The 15,130-nt window shown below is 71.8% G+C and carries 12 protein-coding genes and 1 pseudogene; 7 read left to right on the top strand and 6 right to left on the bottom strand.

Annotation, left to right across the window (positions count from 1 at the left end; all coding sequences use genetic code 11):
* Position 1 precedes the first annotated feature (1 nt).
* Positions 2-616 carry a hypothetical protein gene (locus ACQ86L_RS09960; protein WP_434318740.1) on the top strand — a complete coding sequence of 205 codons (615 nt, stop codon included), beginning with the start codon at positions 2-4 and terminating at the stop codon, positions 614-616.
* Here the strand turns inward: ACQ86L_RS09960 and ACQ86L_RS09955 are convergent.
* Complete coding sequence (locus tag ACQ86L_RS09955) at positions 613-1,368, bottom strand: PspA/IM30 family protein (RefSeq protein ID WP_434318739.1); 756 nt, start codon at positions 1,366-1,368, stop codon at positions 613-615. The two genes, ACQ86L_RS09960 and ACQ86L_RS09955, sit on opposite strands and share 4 nt — an antisense overlap.
* Entirely contained in the window at positions 1,365-1,988 is a 624-nt protein-coding gene (locus ACQ86L_RS09950) for a hypothetical protein (RefSeq protein ID WP_434318738.1), read from the bottom strand. Before ACQ86L_RS09950 ends, ACQ86L_RS09955 begins: the two co-directional genes overlap by 4 nt.
* 265 nt (positions 1,989-2,253) lie before the next feature.
* On the opposite strand from ACQ86L_RS09950, the gene ACQ86L_RS09945 reads away from it, so the two are divergent.
* On the top strand, positions 2,254-5,637 hold the full coding sequence (locus ACQ86L_RS09945) for a DUF5107 domain-containing protein (RefSeq protein WP_434318737.1): 3,384 nt from the start codon (positions 2,254-2,256) through the stop codon (positions 5,635-5,637).
* Positions 5,638-5,671: 34 nt separating this feature from the next.
* Here the strand turns inward: ACQ86L_RS09945 and ACQ86L_RS09940 are convergent, their stop codons facing one another.
* On the bottom strand, positions 5,672-6,439 hold the full coding sequence (locus tag ACQ86L_RS09940; protein ID WP_434318736.1) for an AraC family transcriptional regulator: 768 nt from the start codon (positions 6,437-6,439) through the stop codon (positions 5,672-5,674).
* 252 nt (positions 6,440-6,691) lie between these two features.
* Here ACQ86L_RS09940 and ACQ86L_RS09935 point away from each other — a divergent pair, with 252 nt between their 5' ends.
* The 5 genes and pseudogenes from ACQ86L_RS09935 to ACQ86L_RS09915 all read left to right on the top strand — a co-directional run.
* Positions 6,692-7,981, top strand: a complete 1,290-nt coding sequence (locus ACQ86L_RS09935) for an ABC transporter substrate-binding protein (RefSeq protein ID WP_434318735.1) — start codon at positions 6,692-6,694, stop codon at positions 7,979-7,981.
* 249 nt (positions 7,982-8,230) lie between these two features.
* Positions 8,231-8,884: a carbohydrate ABC transporter permease gene (locus ACQ86L_RS09930; RefSeq protein WP_434318734.1), complete on the top strand. Its 654-nt coding sequence runs from the start codon at positions 8,231-8,233 to the stop codon at positions 8,882-8,884.
* Entirely contained in the window at positions 8,881-9,774 is an 894-nt protein-coding gene (locus tag ACQ86L_RS09925; protein WP_434318733.1) for a carbohydrate ABC transporter permease, read from the top strand. The genes ACQ86L_RS09930 and ACQ86L_RS09925 overlap by 4 nt, the downstream gene beginning before the upstream one ends.
* Positions 9,775-9,779: 5 nt before the next feature.
* Positions 9,780-11,918: an alpha-galactosidase gene (locus tag ACQ86L_RS09920; protein ID WP_434318732.1), complete on the top strand. Its 2,139-nt coding sequence runs from the start codon at positions 9,780-9,782 to the stop codon at positions 11,916-11,918.
* Between the two features lie 49 nt (positions 11,919-11,967).
* A pseudogene (locus ACQ86L_RS09915) lies at positions 11,968-12,726 on the top strand (aldose 1-epimerase family protein); the annotation flags it as partial.
* Here the strand turns inward: ACQ86L_RS09915 and ACQ86L_RS09910 are convergent.
* The 3 genes from ACQ86L_RS09910 to ACQ86L_RS09900 are packed head-to-tail and all read right to left on the bottom strand — an operon-like array spanning position 12,657 to position 14,972.
* Positions 12,657-12,845: a hypothetical protein gene (locus ACQ86L_RS09910; RefSeq protein WP_434318731.1), complete on the bottom strand. Its 189-nt coding sequence runs from the start codon at positions 12,843-12,845 to the stop codon at positions 12,657-12,659. The pseudogene ACQ86L_RS09915 and the gene ACQ86L_RS09910 overlap by 70 nt on opposite strands.
* Positions 12,846-12,864: 19 nt before the next feature.
* Positions 12,865-13,800, bottom strand: coding sequence for an NPCBM/NEW2 domain-containing protein (locus tag ACQ86L_RS09905; RefSeq protein ID WP_434318730.1), 936 nt, complete (start codon positions 13,798-13,800; stop codon positions 12,865-12,867).
* Positions 13,797-14,972 (bottom strand): glycoside hydrolase family 27 protein, encoded by a 1,176-nt coding sequence (locus tag ACQ86L_RS09900; protein ID WP_434318729.1) that lies wholly within the window; start codon positions 14,970-14,972, stop codon positions 13,797-13,799. The genes ACQ86L_RS09905 and ACQ86L_RS09900 overlap by 4 nt, the downstream gene beginning before the upstream one ends.
* Positions 14,973-15,130 lie beyond the last annotated feature (158 nt).

Here is a 15,130-nt window from a genome sequence, read left to right as displayed (position 1 = left end):
CGTGTCACCGTACCGGAACCGGGTCGCCCCCACCGGCGAGATCGTCGCAATCCCGCTGCGGGGAGCGTGGACCGGCAACCGCGGCCGCCTGCACGAGGGCGAGGAGGTCGTCCGGTTCCACGGCGGGAACCTCTGGATCACGTGCGCCCTGGAGTTCCGCGACCGTCAGCACGAGCTCTGGCGGCCGGGACGCTACACGTTCCTGTTCTTCCACGACGAGGCGGTCGCGTTCGCGGCAGGACACCGCCCGTGCGCCGAGTGCCGCTGGGCGGCGTACAAGCAGTACCAGGCGGCCTGGGCGTCGGAGACCGGCGCCGCGCTGCCCTCCGCGGGCGAGATGAATCGCGTGCTGCACGCCGAACGCCTCTTTCCGCGCACTCACCGGCGGCGTCTCCACGAGGCGGCGTGGTCGTCACTGCCGGACGGCGCGTTCGCGGTCGTGGAGGGGCGGTCGGCGGTGGTGGTCGGCGACCATCTCAGCGTGTGGGGGAGCGAGGGGTACGGGGAGCGGCTGGTGCGTCCGCGGCGCGGGACGGCGACGGTGCTGACGCCGCCGTCCACGCTCGCGGTGCTGCGGGGCGGGTATCCGGTGCAGGTGGATGCGGGGGCGCTCTAGCTGCCGATGCTGAGCCAGGCGTCCTCGTCCCGGGCCACCGAGTCGTGCGCGGTCGCGTCCGCGTCCTTCATCGACTTCAGCTGCCGCTCGATGTCCGCCCGGGTCATGCCGGCCGAGAGCTGACGTTCGAGGTCGGAGTCCGCCGGCGCCGACTGGTCGTGCAGGGCGCCGGTGGCGATCAGCTCCTCGGTGGCCGCCGCGCGGGCCTGCATCTGCGCGATCTTGTCCTTCGCCCGGTTGAGGCTTGCCCCGGCGTCGTTCAGCTGCGTGCTGATGCCCGCCGCGACCTCGTTGGCGCGCGCCTGCGCCCGCGAGGCGGTGTAGGTGGCCTTCATCGTCTCCTTCTCGACGCGGAAGCTCTCGATCCGTTCCGCGAGGCGCCGCTCGTTGTCCTCCAGCTGCGATTGCTGCTTCTGCAGGGCGGCGTGCTGGTCGCGGAGCGTCGTCACCCGGTTCTCCAGCAGCGCGCGGCGCTCCAGCGCGGTGCGGGCGAGGTCTTCGCGCCCCTGGTTCAGGGCCTCCTGAGCGTGCTGGGTGAGCCGCTGGTAGCGTGCGCCCAGCTCCTGGCCCTGCAGCTCGATCCGCTTGCGGGCCGTCGCCACTTCGGCGAGGCCCTGGCGCACCTGCTGGAGCATCCGGACCTGCTGGTCGTAGCTGTCGTCGAGGGCCTCGCGCGGGTCCTCCATCCTGTCGAGTGCACGCGAGGTCTTGATGCGGAAGATGTTGCGCATGCGCGCGGTGTTGTCGCTCATGATTCGTTCCCCCTGGTGAGATGGGTGGTGTTCTGGCGACGCGGCTCCTGACCCGCGTCGAAGGAGTGGAGGGTGTGGAGCTCCTGCACTCCGGCATGGAGGGCGGCGACCTCGCGGTCGACGTCCGCCCGGAGCGCGGCGAGCGCGTCGTCGCTCGGGCCGCCGAGCCCGGAGGCCACGGCCGATCGGAGGCTGCGGACGAGGGCCTCGACCTGTTCGACGCGGTCCCGGACGATCGGGACCTCCGTCGCGAGCACTGTCGCATCGGTCTCGCTCTGGAGCAGGCGGAGCTGGGACTCGACGGTCGCGCCTTCCGCCTGGATGCGCCGGAACAGCCGGGCGACCTCCCCGTGCGGCCCCGCACCGTGCTGTGCGAACTGGATGGCGGTCCTGCCGCTCTCGAGGCTGTCGGCGAGCCGGAGCCGCAGCTTCAGCACCTGGTGCTGCGGGCCGTAGGTCACCGCCGCGCGCGTCCGGAGCGCGACCTCCCTGACGGTGCGATTGCGCCGGATGCTCCGGTAGAGCGCCCGGATGATGAGCACCCCGGTCACGATGCCCGCCACGGCGATCAGCAGGAAGCCGAGGAGGATGCCGGCGATCACGCCCATGACCGTCGCCACCCCGTCGTCGCTCCCGGGTGAATATGGACTCGGAGACTGTGTTTCGTGTTCACGTCCATCTGTCCCCTTCGTCGGTGGGTCGTGGTTCCAAACGCGATGTATCGCGTTTGCGACACGCTACGCCGATTGCGGCGGAAGTGCATCCAGAGAAGGTTCAGGTTCGGCGCTGTGGCACTCAGCTCGCCGAACAGGGCAATAGAAATGTCCAGATGATGCGTGGGAACGCATATTCTCCGGCGGAAGCCGGGCCAATAGGGTCCTGCATATGTCCGAACTTCCCGCCTCGTTCCCCCTTCCGCCCATCCCGGAGAGCCAGCGCGACGACGCCGTCGCCGCGTGGAGCGAGCCCGTCGCCGTCCGCACCTACGAGCCCGGCGAACCCGGCCGCCTGCCGGCCTTCCTGGAGTCCCGCGTGTATCAGGGCTCGTCCGGCCGGGTGTACCCGCTGCCGTTCGTCGAATCGGTCAGCCACGACGCGACCGAGCGCACCTGGCAGGCGGTGCACCTCGAGAACGAGTACCTGCGCCTGGTGATCCTGCCCGAGCTCGGCGGCCGCGTCCACATCGCCGTGGACAAGACGACCGGCCAGGACTTCTTCTACCGCAACGACGTCATCAAGCCTGCCCTGGTCGGCCTGGCCGGCCCGTGGATCTCCGGCGGCATCGAGTTCAACTGGCCGCAGCACCACCGCCCGGCGACGTTCCTGCCGATGGACTGGACGATCGAACGGGAGGCCGACGGCTCGGCGACGGTGTGGTGCTCCGACCACGACCCGTTCTCGCGCATGAAGGGCATGCACGGCATCCGGGTCCGCCCCGGGAGCGCGGTGCTGGAGGCCCGGGTGCGGCTGTTCAACCGCACGGACACCACCCAGACGTTCCTCTGGTGGGCGAACGTGGCGGTGCGCGTGCACGACGAGTACCAGTCGTTCTTCCCGACCGACGTGCACATCGTCGCCGATCACGCGAAGCGCGCGGCGACCGCGTTCCCGGCGGCCGACCGGCCCTACTACGGGATCGACTACGCGGCGAGAGCCGACCGGGACGACCCGACGTACGTCGCCGACGACGCCGACCGCATCGACTGGTACCGCAACATCCCGGTGCCGACGTCTTACATGTGCGTCGCGAGCGAGGACGACTTCTTCGGCGGCTATGACCACTCCACGGCGCTCGGCTTCGCCCACGTCGCCGACCACCACATCGCCCCGGGCAAGAAGCAGTGGACGTGGGGCAACTCGCCGTTCGGCTGGGCGTGGGACGCGAACCTCAGCGACGACGGCAGCGCCTACGTCGAGCTGATGGCCGGCGTCTACACCGACAACCAGCCCGACTTCTCCTACCTCGCGCCGGGTGAGACGAAGACCTTCAGCCAGTTCTGGTTCCCGTACCACGGCATCGGCCCGCTCACGCAGGCGTCGACCGAGCTCGCGCTGAGCCTGGTCGTCGCGGGCGACGGGGCGGAGCGGACGGCGAGCGTCGGGATCGCGGCCACCCGGGTGTTCGCGGAGGTCGCCCTCCGGTTGCTCGACGCGGAAGGGGCGACCGTCTGGTCGGAGCGCTTCCCGGTCGCGCCGGGACAGCCGGCGCGGGCGACGGTGCCGGTCGCCGCCGGAGACCTCGACCTGGTCGCCGAGATCGACGGCGTCGAGCGGCTGCGCTCCACCACGCGCTATCGTGACGCCGCCGCGGACGGCTTCGAGACCGCGACCGAGCCTCCCGCCCCCGCCGAGATCGACTCGATCGACGAGCTCTACCTCACCGGCGTGCACCTCGCGCAGTACCGGCACGCGACGCGCTCGCCTGAGCCGTATTGGCAGGAGGCGCTGCGCCGTGATCCCGGGGACTCGCGCTCCAACATCGCGGTCGCGTCCGCGCGGCTCGCCGCCGGCCGCCTGGCCGAGGCGGAGGCGCACCTCCGCTCGGCGCTCCGGCGGCAGACGCGCAGGAACCCCAACCCCGCCGACGGCGAAGCCTCGTACCTCCTCGGTGTGGTGCTGACCGAGACCGGCCGCGACCGGGAGGCCGACGACGCGTTCGCGAAGGCAGGATGGGCCTATGCCTGGCGCCCGGCCTCGGCGGTCGCCCGGGCGCGCATCGCGGCGCGAGCCGGCCGCTGGGAGGACGCCCTCGGCCACGCCGACCAGGCCGCGCGGCTCGACCCGGACCAGCTTCAGGCCGTCGCCGTGCGCGTGATCGCGCTGCGCGCGCTGGGCCGGGCGACGGAGGCGGAGGCCGCGCTCGCGGCCGCACGCGCCCTCGACCCGCTCGACGCGTGGCTGAACGACCTCACCGGCGCACGGCCCGACACGGACGCCGGGACGCTGCGCGACCTCGCGGCGGAGTACCACTCGCTCGGCCTGCCCTCCGACGCGCTCCGCATCCTCGACGCGGCCGCCGAAGCGGCGGTCAGCCGTCCCGTCCCCGGCGCCGGCGACCCGCTCGCGCTCATCCACTACGCCCGAGCCGAGCTTCTCGACGAACTGGTGCGGCCGGAGGAGGCCGCTGCCGCCCTCCAGGCCGCCCGCGCGGTCTCCGCCGATCGCTGCTTCGCCGGCGGCAGGGACGACGCCCGCCTGCTCGAACGGCGCATCGAGGGTACCGGCGACGCCCGGGCGTACGCGCTGCTCGGCCACTGGCTGTACTTCCACCGTCGCTACGAGGAGGCGATCGCCCACCTGGAGCGCGCGGTCGAGCAGGACCCCGGCGACGCGGTGTCGCTTCGTGGCCTCGGCCTCGCCGCCTACAACGTGCAAGGCCGGCCCGAGGAGGCAGTCCGCCGCTACCGGCAGGCGGTGCAGGCCGCGGCGGGCGACGCCAAGCTGCGGTACGAGGCGGACCAGCTCGCGCGCCGGGTCGGCGCCTCCCCGCAGGACAGGCTCGACGCCCTGGCCGACGCGGCCGACCTCATCGCCGAACGCGACGACCTGGCCCTCGCCTACGCCGAGTTGCTCGTGCTCGTCGGCCGCCACGACGAGGCGGCCGCGCTGCTCTCGGCGCGGCGCTTCAGCCCCTGGGAGGGCGGCGAAGGCGAGACCATCCGGGTGTGGACGCTGGCCCAGCGCGCGGTCGCGGGCGAGGCGCTCGCGCTGGGCGACCCGGGCCGCGCGGTCGCAGCGCTGGCGACGGCCGTCGACGTCCCCGCGTCGCTCGGCGAGGCGCCGCATCCACTGGCCAACCGGTCCGACCTCCTGCTGGCCTTCGGCGACGCGAGCCAGGCCGCGGGGCTGACCTCGGCGGCCGAGGACGCCTGGCGGGCGGCGGCGAGCAGCGCGGGCGACTTCACCACGATGTCGGCCGTGCCGCACTCGCCGATGACGTACTACTCGGTGCTCGCCGCCCGACGGCTCGGCGACCTCGACCGGGCGGCCCGGCTCACGGCGGAGTTCGCGAACTACGTGGAGGTCGCCCGGAGGCAGCACGCCACGATCGACTACTTCGCGACCTCGCTGCCGACGATGCTGATCTTCACGGAGGACGTCGAGCAGACCCACCGGGAGCTGGTCGCGGTCATGGACGCCGAGCTCGCCCTGCTCGACGGCGACGCGGCCCGCGCCGGTGCGATCCTCACCGGGCTCGCCGAGCGCGACCCTGCGGCGCCGCTCGTGCGCGAACTGCTCGCAGAGGCGGAGAGCGCGTACGTCAACTGACCGCTCGCGCGAGCGGAGAGCCGGGCGACCGGGATCAGCCCTTGTGCTGCTCCCGGTACTCCCGCGCCGTCATGCCGTGCACCTTCTTGAACTGCCGGGCGAAGTAGAACGAGTCCGGGTAGCCGACCTCGGCCGCGATGGCCGCCACCGTCGCGGACGTGGTGTCGAGCAGCTCGCGTGCGCGCGACATCCGCAGCATGGTCTGATACTGCAGCACCGGATAGCCGACGTGCCGCTTGAACAGGGCGCTGAAGTGCGAGGTGCTGAGGGAGGCCATCGCGGCGAGCTCGGGAACGGTCACCCGGTCGGCGATGTGCGCGCGGAGGTACTCGGTCGCGTGGTCGATCACATCGCCCGCCTCGTCCGTGCGCGACCGCTCGGAGGCCAGCAGGGTGAGGGCGTGCCAGGCGGCGCCGGCAGCGGCGTTGAGGCTCGTCGTCGTGCTGTCCCGCTCCGTCCAGGCCAGCACCTCCGACATGAGCGAGACGACCGGGTAGAGGTCCCTGGGCCGGCGGACGGGGTTCTCCGCGGTCATGCCCGCGGCGGCCAGGAACGGCTCCACATCGGGTCCGGCGGCGTGGAACCACCAGAGCGTCCACGGATTGTCCACGTCGGCTCCGTACGCGTGGGGCTGCCGGGGCGGGATCACGACGACCTGCCCCTGGTGCACGGGGAATCGTCCAGCTTCGGTCTCGCACCAGCCCGATCCGTCGACGCAGGCGATCACGATGGCCTGCGCGATCGGCGTGGTCCGGCGGCGTCCGTGGGAGTCGGCTTTCGGGAAATACCCGCTGTCCGTCACGACGAGTCGCGTCGTTCCCGGCTGCTGGAGGAACTCCCGGACGCGCGGACGGGGAGGACCAGCATGCGCTGGCCGGGGAATCCGTCGGGGATGAGCACCGCACGATTCTGCGCCACAGTCGTCGAAATGTCCAGATACGTCGCCGGATTCTGCTACGGCGACAGGGTGGACGAGCCTACCGTTGATGTCGTCGGACGTAGGATTCTCCTTCGGTCGACCCCTCGCGATCACACCCACGAAATGGAGTCGAAGATGACCCGAAAGACCACCCGATGGCTGACGGCGCTCGGCAGCGCCGTCGCCGCGACGGCGCTGCTCGCGGGCTGCGTCTCCACGTCGGGTGAAGCGCAGCAGGCCAAGAGCGGACCGGACGCCTCCGGACCCCTGATCCTGCAGTCCCGCTTCACCGACGCGGAGAAGGGCGGGCTCGACAAGCTGGTGAAGGACTTCAACGCCAAGGGCGAAGGCCAGGTCAAGGTGAACACCATCCCGACCACCACCTTCAACCAGCAGCTGCCGTCCTACCTCACCGCCAAGAACCCGCCGGACGTCTACACCTGGTACGCCGGCCAGGCGACGCGCGACTTCGCCGACCAGAACCTCCTGCTCGATCTGTCCAGCGTGTGGAAGGACCACGGCAGCGACTTCCCGTCCTCGCTCAAGAGCCTCAGCCAGGACTCCTCCGGCAAGCAGGTCGTCGTCCCGACCGGCTACTACTGGTGGGGCGTCTACTACTTCAAGAGCGACTTCCAGAAGCTCGGCATCACCCCGCCGAAGACCTGGGACGAGTTCCTCGCGGACGCGGCGAAGATCAAGGGCCAGGGCGTGACGCCGTTCACCGCCGGCCTCAGCGACAACGCCTGGCTCGCCTCGGCGTGGTTCGACTACCTGGACCTGCGCATCAACGGAGCGGACTTCCACCTGAAGCTGCTCTCGGGCAAGGAGAAGTACGACAGCCCGCAGATGCGCAAGGTGATGGCCGCGTTCAAGCAGGTGCTCCCGTACTTCGACCCCGCGGTGCTCGGCACCACGCAGAACCAGGCGATGAGCGACTTCTCGCAGGGCAAGGTCGCCATGTACCTGCTCGGCGCGTGGGCCCAGCCCTCGGTCCCGGCCGACAAGCAGAGCGACCTCGGCTTCTTCCAGTTCCCGACGATCGACCCCTCTGTGCCGGTCGCGGAGGAGGGCCCGACCGACGGGTTCATCGCGAGCGTGAAGACGGACAAGCCGAACCTGACGAAGAAGTTCCTCGACTACGTCGCCAGCCCGCAGGCCCAGACGGACCTCGCGGCGAGCCAGCAGGGCACCTACCTGCCGGCGAACTCCAAGGCGTCGCTGAACCTCGACGCGCTCTCCAAGCAGGGCAAGGACATGCTGCAGTCCGCCAAGCAGGTCACGCAGTTCTACAACCGGGACGCGGGCGACGCCCAGCAGACGCCGGCCGACACCGCGCTGACCAGTTTCATCGCCCATCCCGAGAACCTGGACCAGATCCTCAAGGACTGGGACGCGGCGTCCGCCAAGATCCGGGCGACTTCGTGACCACTCTCACCTCTGTTCGCGGTCGGCGGCGGATCTCCATTCCGCCGCCGATCGTGTTCGCCCTCGTCCTCGTCCCGTTCCTCGTGGAGGCGGTCGGCGTCTTCTGGCCGGCGTTCCAGGGCATCAGCCTCTCCTTCCTGCATTGGAACGGCATCGGGCCGGCCACCCCGGTGGGCGTGAAGAACTACGTCGACCTGCTTCTCCGACCCGATCTTCCTCACCGCGCTGAAGAACACCGCGATCTGGATCGTGCTCTTCGGCGGCATCTCCTTCGCCGCCGGTCTCGGCGTCGCGCTGCTGTTCCAGTCGGAGCGCCGAGGTGTCGGCATCTACCGCACCGCCCTGTTCCTGCCGATCGTCTTCTCGCTGGTCGTCACCGCGCTGATCTGGGGAGCGTTCTTCCAGCCGAACGGCGTCCTGAACAACGTCCTGGACGCGGTCGGCCTGCACAGCTGGACCCACGTCTGGCTCGGCGACTCGAGCACCGCGCTCTACGCGGTGATCGTCGCCGCCCTGTGGCGCGAGATCGGCTATGTGATGGTGCTGTTCATCGCCGGCCTCAAGGCGCTCGACCCCGCGGTCCAGGAGGCCGCCCGCGTCGATGGCGCCACCGCCTGGCAGCGCTTCTGGCACGTGACCATGCCGCAGCTGCGGAGCGTCAACCTCGTGGTGCTGTCGGTGCTCATCATCGACTCGCTGCGCTCCTTCGACATCGTCTGGGCGATGACCAGGGGCGGCCCGTACCACTCCACGGAACTGCTCAGCACGTACATGTTCTCCACCGCGTTCGGCTCGCACGCCCTCGGCTACGCCTCGGCCATCGCCGTCGTGATCTTCGTCCTTGCGATCGCCGTCATCGTGTCGTACCTCGTCCGCGCACTGTCCGAGGAGAAGGAAGCATGACCGCGACCGCAGCCCAGACCCGCACCGCCGGCGCCCGGCCGGTGACCGCCGTCCGCCGGCGCAGCCGCCGCAGGACCGCCGCGACCGTCGGCTTCCACACCACCGGCATCCTGATCTCGCTGGCCTGGTTCGCGCCGATCCTCGTGGTGGTCGTCACCTCGTTCCGGACGTTCGACGACATCTCGGCCAATGGCATCGCCAGCCTCCCGCACACCTTCACGCTCGGCACCTACGCGCAGGCGTGGAACCAGGGCGGGCTCTTCCAGGCGCTGGTCAACAGCATGATCGTGACCGTCCCGACCGTCATCCTCACCCTGCTCTTCTCGGCCGCGGCCGCGTTCGGGCTCAGCCGCTACAAGGTGCCGTTCCGCCGGACGATCCTGCTGATGATGCTCGCGGGCAACCTCCTTCCGGTGCAGATGCTGCTCATCCCGGTGGCGCGCCTGACCCAGCAGCTCAACGTCTACGACACCCTGGGCGCCCTGGTCGCCGTGCAGGTCGCCTTCGGCATCGGCTTCTACACGTTCGTGCTCTACGGCTTCATGCGCACCATCCCGCACGAACTGCAGGAGGCCGCGACCCTCGACGGCGCGAGCACCACCCGGATCTTCCTGCAGGTGATCCTGCCGCTGACCCGTCCGGCGCTCGCCGCGCTCGGCGCGCTGTCGTTCACCTGGGTCTTCAACGACCTGCTCTGGTCGATCACTCTGCTGCAGACCTCCGAGAAGCTCCCGATCACCGCGGCGGTGCTCTCGCTGCAGGGCGAGTACGTCTCGAGCTGGTCCGTCATCGCTGCGGCGACCGTCGTCGCGGCCGTCCCCTCCACCATCGTCTTCCTGCTCTTCCAGCGCAGCTTCATCGGGGGCCTCGCCCTCGGATCGGTGAAATAGAACACATGCACGTCGACACGGACCTGGTACACCTGCGCGCGGGAGGCACGAGCGTCGTGGTCCTCCTCGACGACCGCCGCCTGCCGCGCATCCTGCACTGGGGCGAGGACCTCGGCGAGCTGACCGCGGAGGAGCTGGACGCCGTCGCGCGCACCGCACGGCCCGCGGTCGGCGACAGCGTCGTGACGTACCCGCAGCCCGTGCCGGTGCTCGCTCAGCTGCCCGAAGGGTGGCTGGGGAGGCCAGGGCTGGTCGGTGACTCGGCGGGGCGCCGGTGGGCGCCGGTGTTCCGGGTCTCGTCGGCGTCGGTCGACCGCTCCCCGGACGGCGTGACGCTCACCGTGTCGGCGGCCGACGACGCCTACGGTCTCGCGCTGGGGCTCGAACTCTCCGTCCTCGACGCCAGCGGCCTCGTCCGCCAGCGGGCGCGGCTGCGCAACGACGGGCCGGAGCCGTTCCGTGTCGACGGTCTCGAGCTCGCCCTCCCCGTGCCCGGCGACGCCGACGAGCTGCTCGACCTCACCGGCCGCTGGGCGCTGGAGCGTGTGCCGCAGCGCCGCGCCTTCGACGTCGGCGAGTGGGTCCGCACCTCCCGCGGCGGCAAGCCCGGGTTGGAGCACACCCTCCTGCTCGCCGCGGGAGAGCGCGGCTTCGGCTTCCGCTCCGGCCGAGTGTGGGCGACCCACCTCGCCTGGAGCGGCAACCAGGCCCTCGCCGCCGAGCGGACTCCTGCGAACATCCGCCGTCTCTCCGTCGTGGAAGGCCTCGCCGCCGCCGAGGTCGAGCTCGCGCAGGGCGACGAGTACGTCACGCCGTGGCAGTACGGCTCGTGGGGCGTCGGGCTCGACGCGCTCGCCGCGCGCTTCCACCGGCACCTGCGCGCCGCCGCCTCGTACCCAGCGGCGCCGCGCCCGGTGCTCGTCAACACGTGGGAGGCCGTCTACTTCGACCACGACCCCGCCGCGCTCACCCGGTTCGCCGAGGAGGCAGCCGCGATCGGCGCCGAACGCTTCGTGATCGACGACGGCTGGTTCACCGGCCGTCGCGACGACACCACCTCGCTCGGCGACTGGGATGTCGACCCCGAGCGCTGGCCGGACGGCCTCGGTCCGATCGCCGAGCGCGTTCGCGAGCTCGGCATGGACTTCGGCCTCTGGTTCGAACCGGAGATGGTCAACCTCGACTCGCGCCTCGCGGCCGAGCACCCCGAGTGGGTCTTCGACGCCGGGCACGGCCCGGGCCTCCCGTCCCGGCAGCAGCACGTCCTCGACCTGGGGCATCCGGAGGCGTACGGGTACGTGCTCGACCGGATGAGCGCCCTCATCGCCGAGCTCGGCATCGCCTACGTGAAGTGGGACCACAACCGCTACCTCCTGGACGCCGGCCACACCCCGAGCGGGAGGCCCGGGCTGCGCGCACAGACGCTCGCCGCGTACCGGCTGATGGACGAGCTGCACTCCCGCCATCCCGGCCTCGAGATCGAGTCGTGCGCGAGCGGCGGCGGCCGGATCGACCTGGGCGTGCTCGAGCGCACGCAGCGCGTCTGGCCGAGCGACTGCAACGACCCGCACGAGCGGCTGGAGATCCAGCGCTGGACCGGGCTGCTCGTCCCGCCGGAGCTGCAGGGCACCCATATCGGCGCGGAGGAGTCGCACACCACGCGCCGCAGCCACCCGCTGTCGTACCGCGGCGAGAAGGCGCTCTGGGGCCACCTCGGCGTCGAGATCGACCTCCTCACGGCCTCGGACGACACGAAGAGGGCGCTGGCCGACTGGATCGCGTTCCACAAGGCCCACCGCGCCCTGCTGCACTCGGGCGTCGTCGTGCACGCCGACCTGTCCGAGGCCGCAGCGCGGCTGGAGGGCGTGGTCGCCCCGGACGGGTCGGAGGCGCTCTACGCGTACTCGCTGACCGAGCGCCCGCGCACGTGGCCGGTCGGGCGCGCTGGACTCCCCGGCCTGGACGATTCGCTGACGTACGAGGTGCAGGCGGTGTACCCCGCCGGGGAGCGTCCCGGCGGCGACCAGCCGCCGTGGCTGGCGGACGGAGCGGTGCTCAGCGGCCGGGTGCTCCGGCTGGTGGGGATCGAGCTGCCGTCGCTCGACCCGGACCGGTCCGTGCTGCTGCAGGTCCGCGCGGTCTGACCCGGTCGCACTCTCGCAGAGCTTCGCCGGACGGCGCGTCGACGCCGTCGTGTCGCCGGTCGGCGCGAGCCTCCAGGCGCTCCGCGTGGACGGGCTTGACCTCGTCTGCGGCGACCCGGCCGGCCCGATTGTCTCGTCGGGGGCGGTGCTCGTGCCGTGGCCGAACCGGGTCCGGGCGGGGCGCTGGACCCTCCACGGGGAGCCGCAGCAGCTGGAGGTGACCGAGCCTGCGTCGGGGAATGCCCTCCACGGGCTGGTCGCCGCGACGGCGTTCGCGGTGGTCGCACGCGACGACGCCTCGGTGACGCTGACGGCGGCGGTGCGCCGGCCGCCGGGGTATCCGTTCGAACTCGACGTGGCCGTGCCGTACCGGCTGGCGCCGACCGGTGTGCTTTCGTCCCTCGCTGTCGTCAACAGGGGGGACACGGCGGCGCCGGTCGCGGCCGGGGTGCACCCGTACGTCCGGGTCGGCGGGGCGCCGGCGTCGGACCTGCTGCTGGAGGTCCCCGCCGAGCGGACGCTGCTTCTCGGGGACGACAACCTCCCGTCCCGGGAGATGCCGGTCGGCGGGACGGCGTTCGATCTCCGCGTGCCGACCCCGGTGCCGGTGGCGCCGTCGCACGCCGCGTACGCCCGCCTCCGTGCTGTCGACGGCCGGACGCGTCTGCGGCTCAGCGACGCGCGCAGCGCCGAGTGCGTCTCGGTGTGGGCGGACGAGCGCTTCCGCTGGGCGCAGGTCTACGTCACCGGCGAACTGCCGGGGCTGCCGGCCGGGGGCGTCGCAGTGGCGCTGGAGCCGATGACAGCGCCGCCTGACGCGCTCAACTCGGGGGCGGACCTCCACTGGCTGCCGCCGTCGTCGAGCTGGGTGCTGAGCTGGGGCATCGACCGCGGCCGGACGAGGAGGAGGGGGCGTGCGCTGAGCACGCCCCTCCTCCTCCGCTGGTCAGCTGCAGCTGATCAGCGGAGCCGCCCAGTCGGCGCGGTCGTTGTATCCGCCGTCGCCGGCGTCCCCGACGTGGAGCACCAGCTCACGCGCACCGGTGAGGTTCACGTCGAAGGCGACCGCGTGGCCGCGCGTGACGACCCCGCTGTCCCAGACGGTCTTGCCGTCCGCGACCAGCGAGAACGTCGCCGTGCCGCCCTCCGGCCCGACGTTGTCCACCACGTCGTCGATGCCGACCGTGCCGGTCAGCCTCGTGCAGATCCCGCCGACGTAATAGCGGATGTCCGACGGGCTGGCCACGCCGAGCCCGGTCGCGTACGTGGTGCCCGCGACGCGGATCGGGTTGCCGCCGCCGACGCTCTGGTCGATCGCCGGCGTCATCCAGCCGCTGGTGGCCGAGACCCACGGCTGGTGGGAGAGCGGCTGGTCGGCGCCGGACGGCGGAGCCGGCGCGACGGTCACCGTGGCGACCGGCGAGGAGACCGTGACCGCGCCCCGGATGCCGGAGAACGCGACCACCGCGCCGATCGAGGAGGCCCCGACCGGGGTGCCGGCCGGTACCGTGACCGTGAACCGAGCCGTCGCCGTCCCGCCCGGCACGATCACCTGCTGCTGTCCGCCGTCCGCCGAGCTCGTCCATCCCGCCGGCGTCGTGAGCGACACCGTCGCCGACCGGGCGGGGGTGGTGCCGTCGTTGCGGACGGCGACCGCGACCGCGAGCTTCGAGCCTGCGGCGGCGAGAAGGTCACCCGTCGGGGTGATCGCGGGGCCGTTCACCGCGGTGAAGGACGGCGCGCCGACCAGCACGCGCGGGCTCTGCGGCTGACCGGTGCCCTTCTTCACGATCAGCACGGACACGCCGTGCGCCGGGACGCTGGAGCGGATGCTGTCCTTCGCCTCGCTGAGCGCGTGGGTCCAGGCGTCCGTGATGGTCACGCGGGTGGCGTCGACGCCGACCGCGGAGGGGTCGTCGCGATGTCCGCGGCCGCGTCGCCCCGGTTGACCAGAGCGACGGCGGTCGAGCCGTCGGCGAGCGGCTTGGTCCACGTCTCGGTCGTGCCGGCGGCCCCCACGCGCACGGCCTGCTTGCCGAGCGGGTCGCGGTCGATGGCGAGGAGGTCGGGGTTGGTGAGCGTCGCGACGGTCGCCGGGGTGAAGGTCCGCGGGTCGCTGCCGACGACGAGCGGCGCGGCCGACATCGACCAGAGCGCCATCTGCGAGCGGAACTCCTCGTCCGTCATCCCGAGCTGCGGGCCCAGGTAGTCCGGGTCGTTCCAGTGGCCGGGGCCGGCGGCCTCCGGGTGCCGCGCGTTCGCGTCGAAGTTGCGGAGCACGTCGGTGTACTTGATCGAGTTCACGAAGCCCACGTCGGTGTAGGTGCGCCACGACTGCGCGATGGCCGGAGCGTAGCTCCAGGTGTTCGTCGACTGCTGCGACTCCGGATAATTGCCCCAATCGGGCGAGGTCACCGGGTTGCAGATGTTGAGGATGATCGGCCGCCCGCTGCTGTTGTGCCGGAGCGCGTCCGCGAACTGCGTGTAGACGGTCTTCGGGTCGAGGTTCGCGGTGATGCCGCAGAGGAAGTCGACCTTCACCGCGTCGAAGCCCCACTTCGCGAACGTGTCGGCGTCGGTCTGGTAGTGGCCGTAACTGCCGAGCCCGCAGGAGCCCGGGATGTACGGACCGGCGTCGGTGTAGATGCCGGCCTTGAGCCCCTTGGCGTGGATGGCGGCGGCGAGGGCGGCCATCCCCTGCGGGAAGCGCGCAGGGTCGCCCTGCAGCAGGCCGTCGGCGCCCCGCGGGGTGGAGGCCTGCCAGCCGCCGTCCAGCCACACGATGTCGTACCCGGCCTTGGCGAGCCCGCTGGAGACCAGGTGGTCGGCGACGTCGAGCACCTGCGTCGCGGTGTAGTCGCCGCCGAGGCCGAAGTAGGTGTTCCAGCCGGCGTACGGGGTGGCGGCGAGCGGTGCGGGCGCCGGTGTCGCCACCGCGGCCACGCGCGCGGCGGCGGCCTTCGGGGCGGCGGCGGCCGGGAGTGCCGTGGCGGTGAGCGCTGTGAAGCTGAGCAGCGCCGCGACGCCGAGCCCCAGTAAGCGTTTGGTCAACATGAAAGCTCCAGACTTCTTCGTCAGTTCGTCCTCGCCCGGGCGAGCGCCGGGCACCCCCATGAGACCGCGCGGCGTGGGGAGGCCGGAAGGCAGCGGACGCCTGAATACCTGGACAAGTCGACGATCGCCGACCGTCCGGGTTCCGGGAACATCACACC

It is taken from the genome of Leifsonia sp. P73 (assembly GCF_051059105.1).
Classification (GTDB): domain Bacteria; phylum Actinomycetota; class Actinomycetes; order Actinomycetales; family Microbacteriaceae; genus Leifsonia.
The sequence above is the reverse complement of the archived record's forward strand: the minus strand, read 5'-3'. Positions and strand labels throughout refer to the sequence as shown.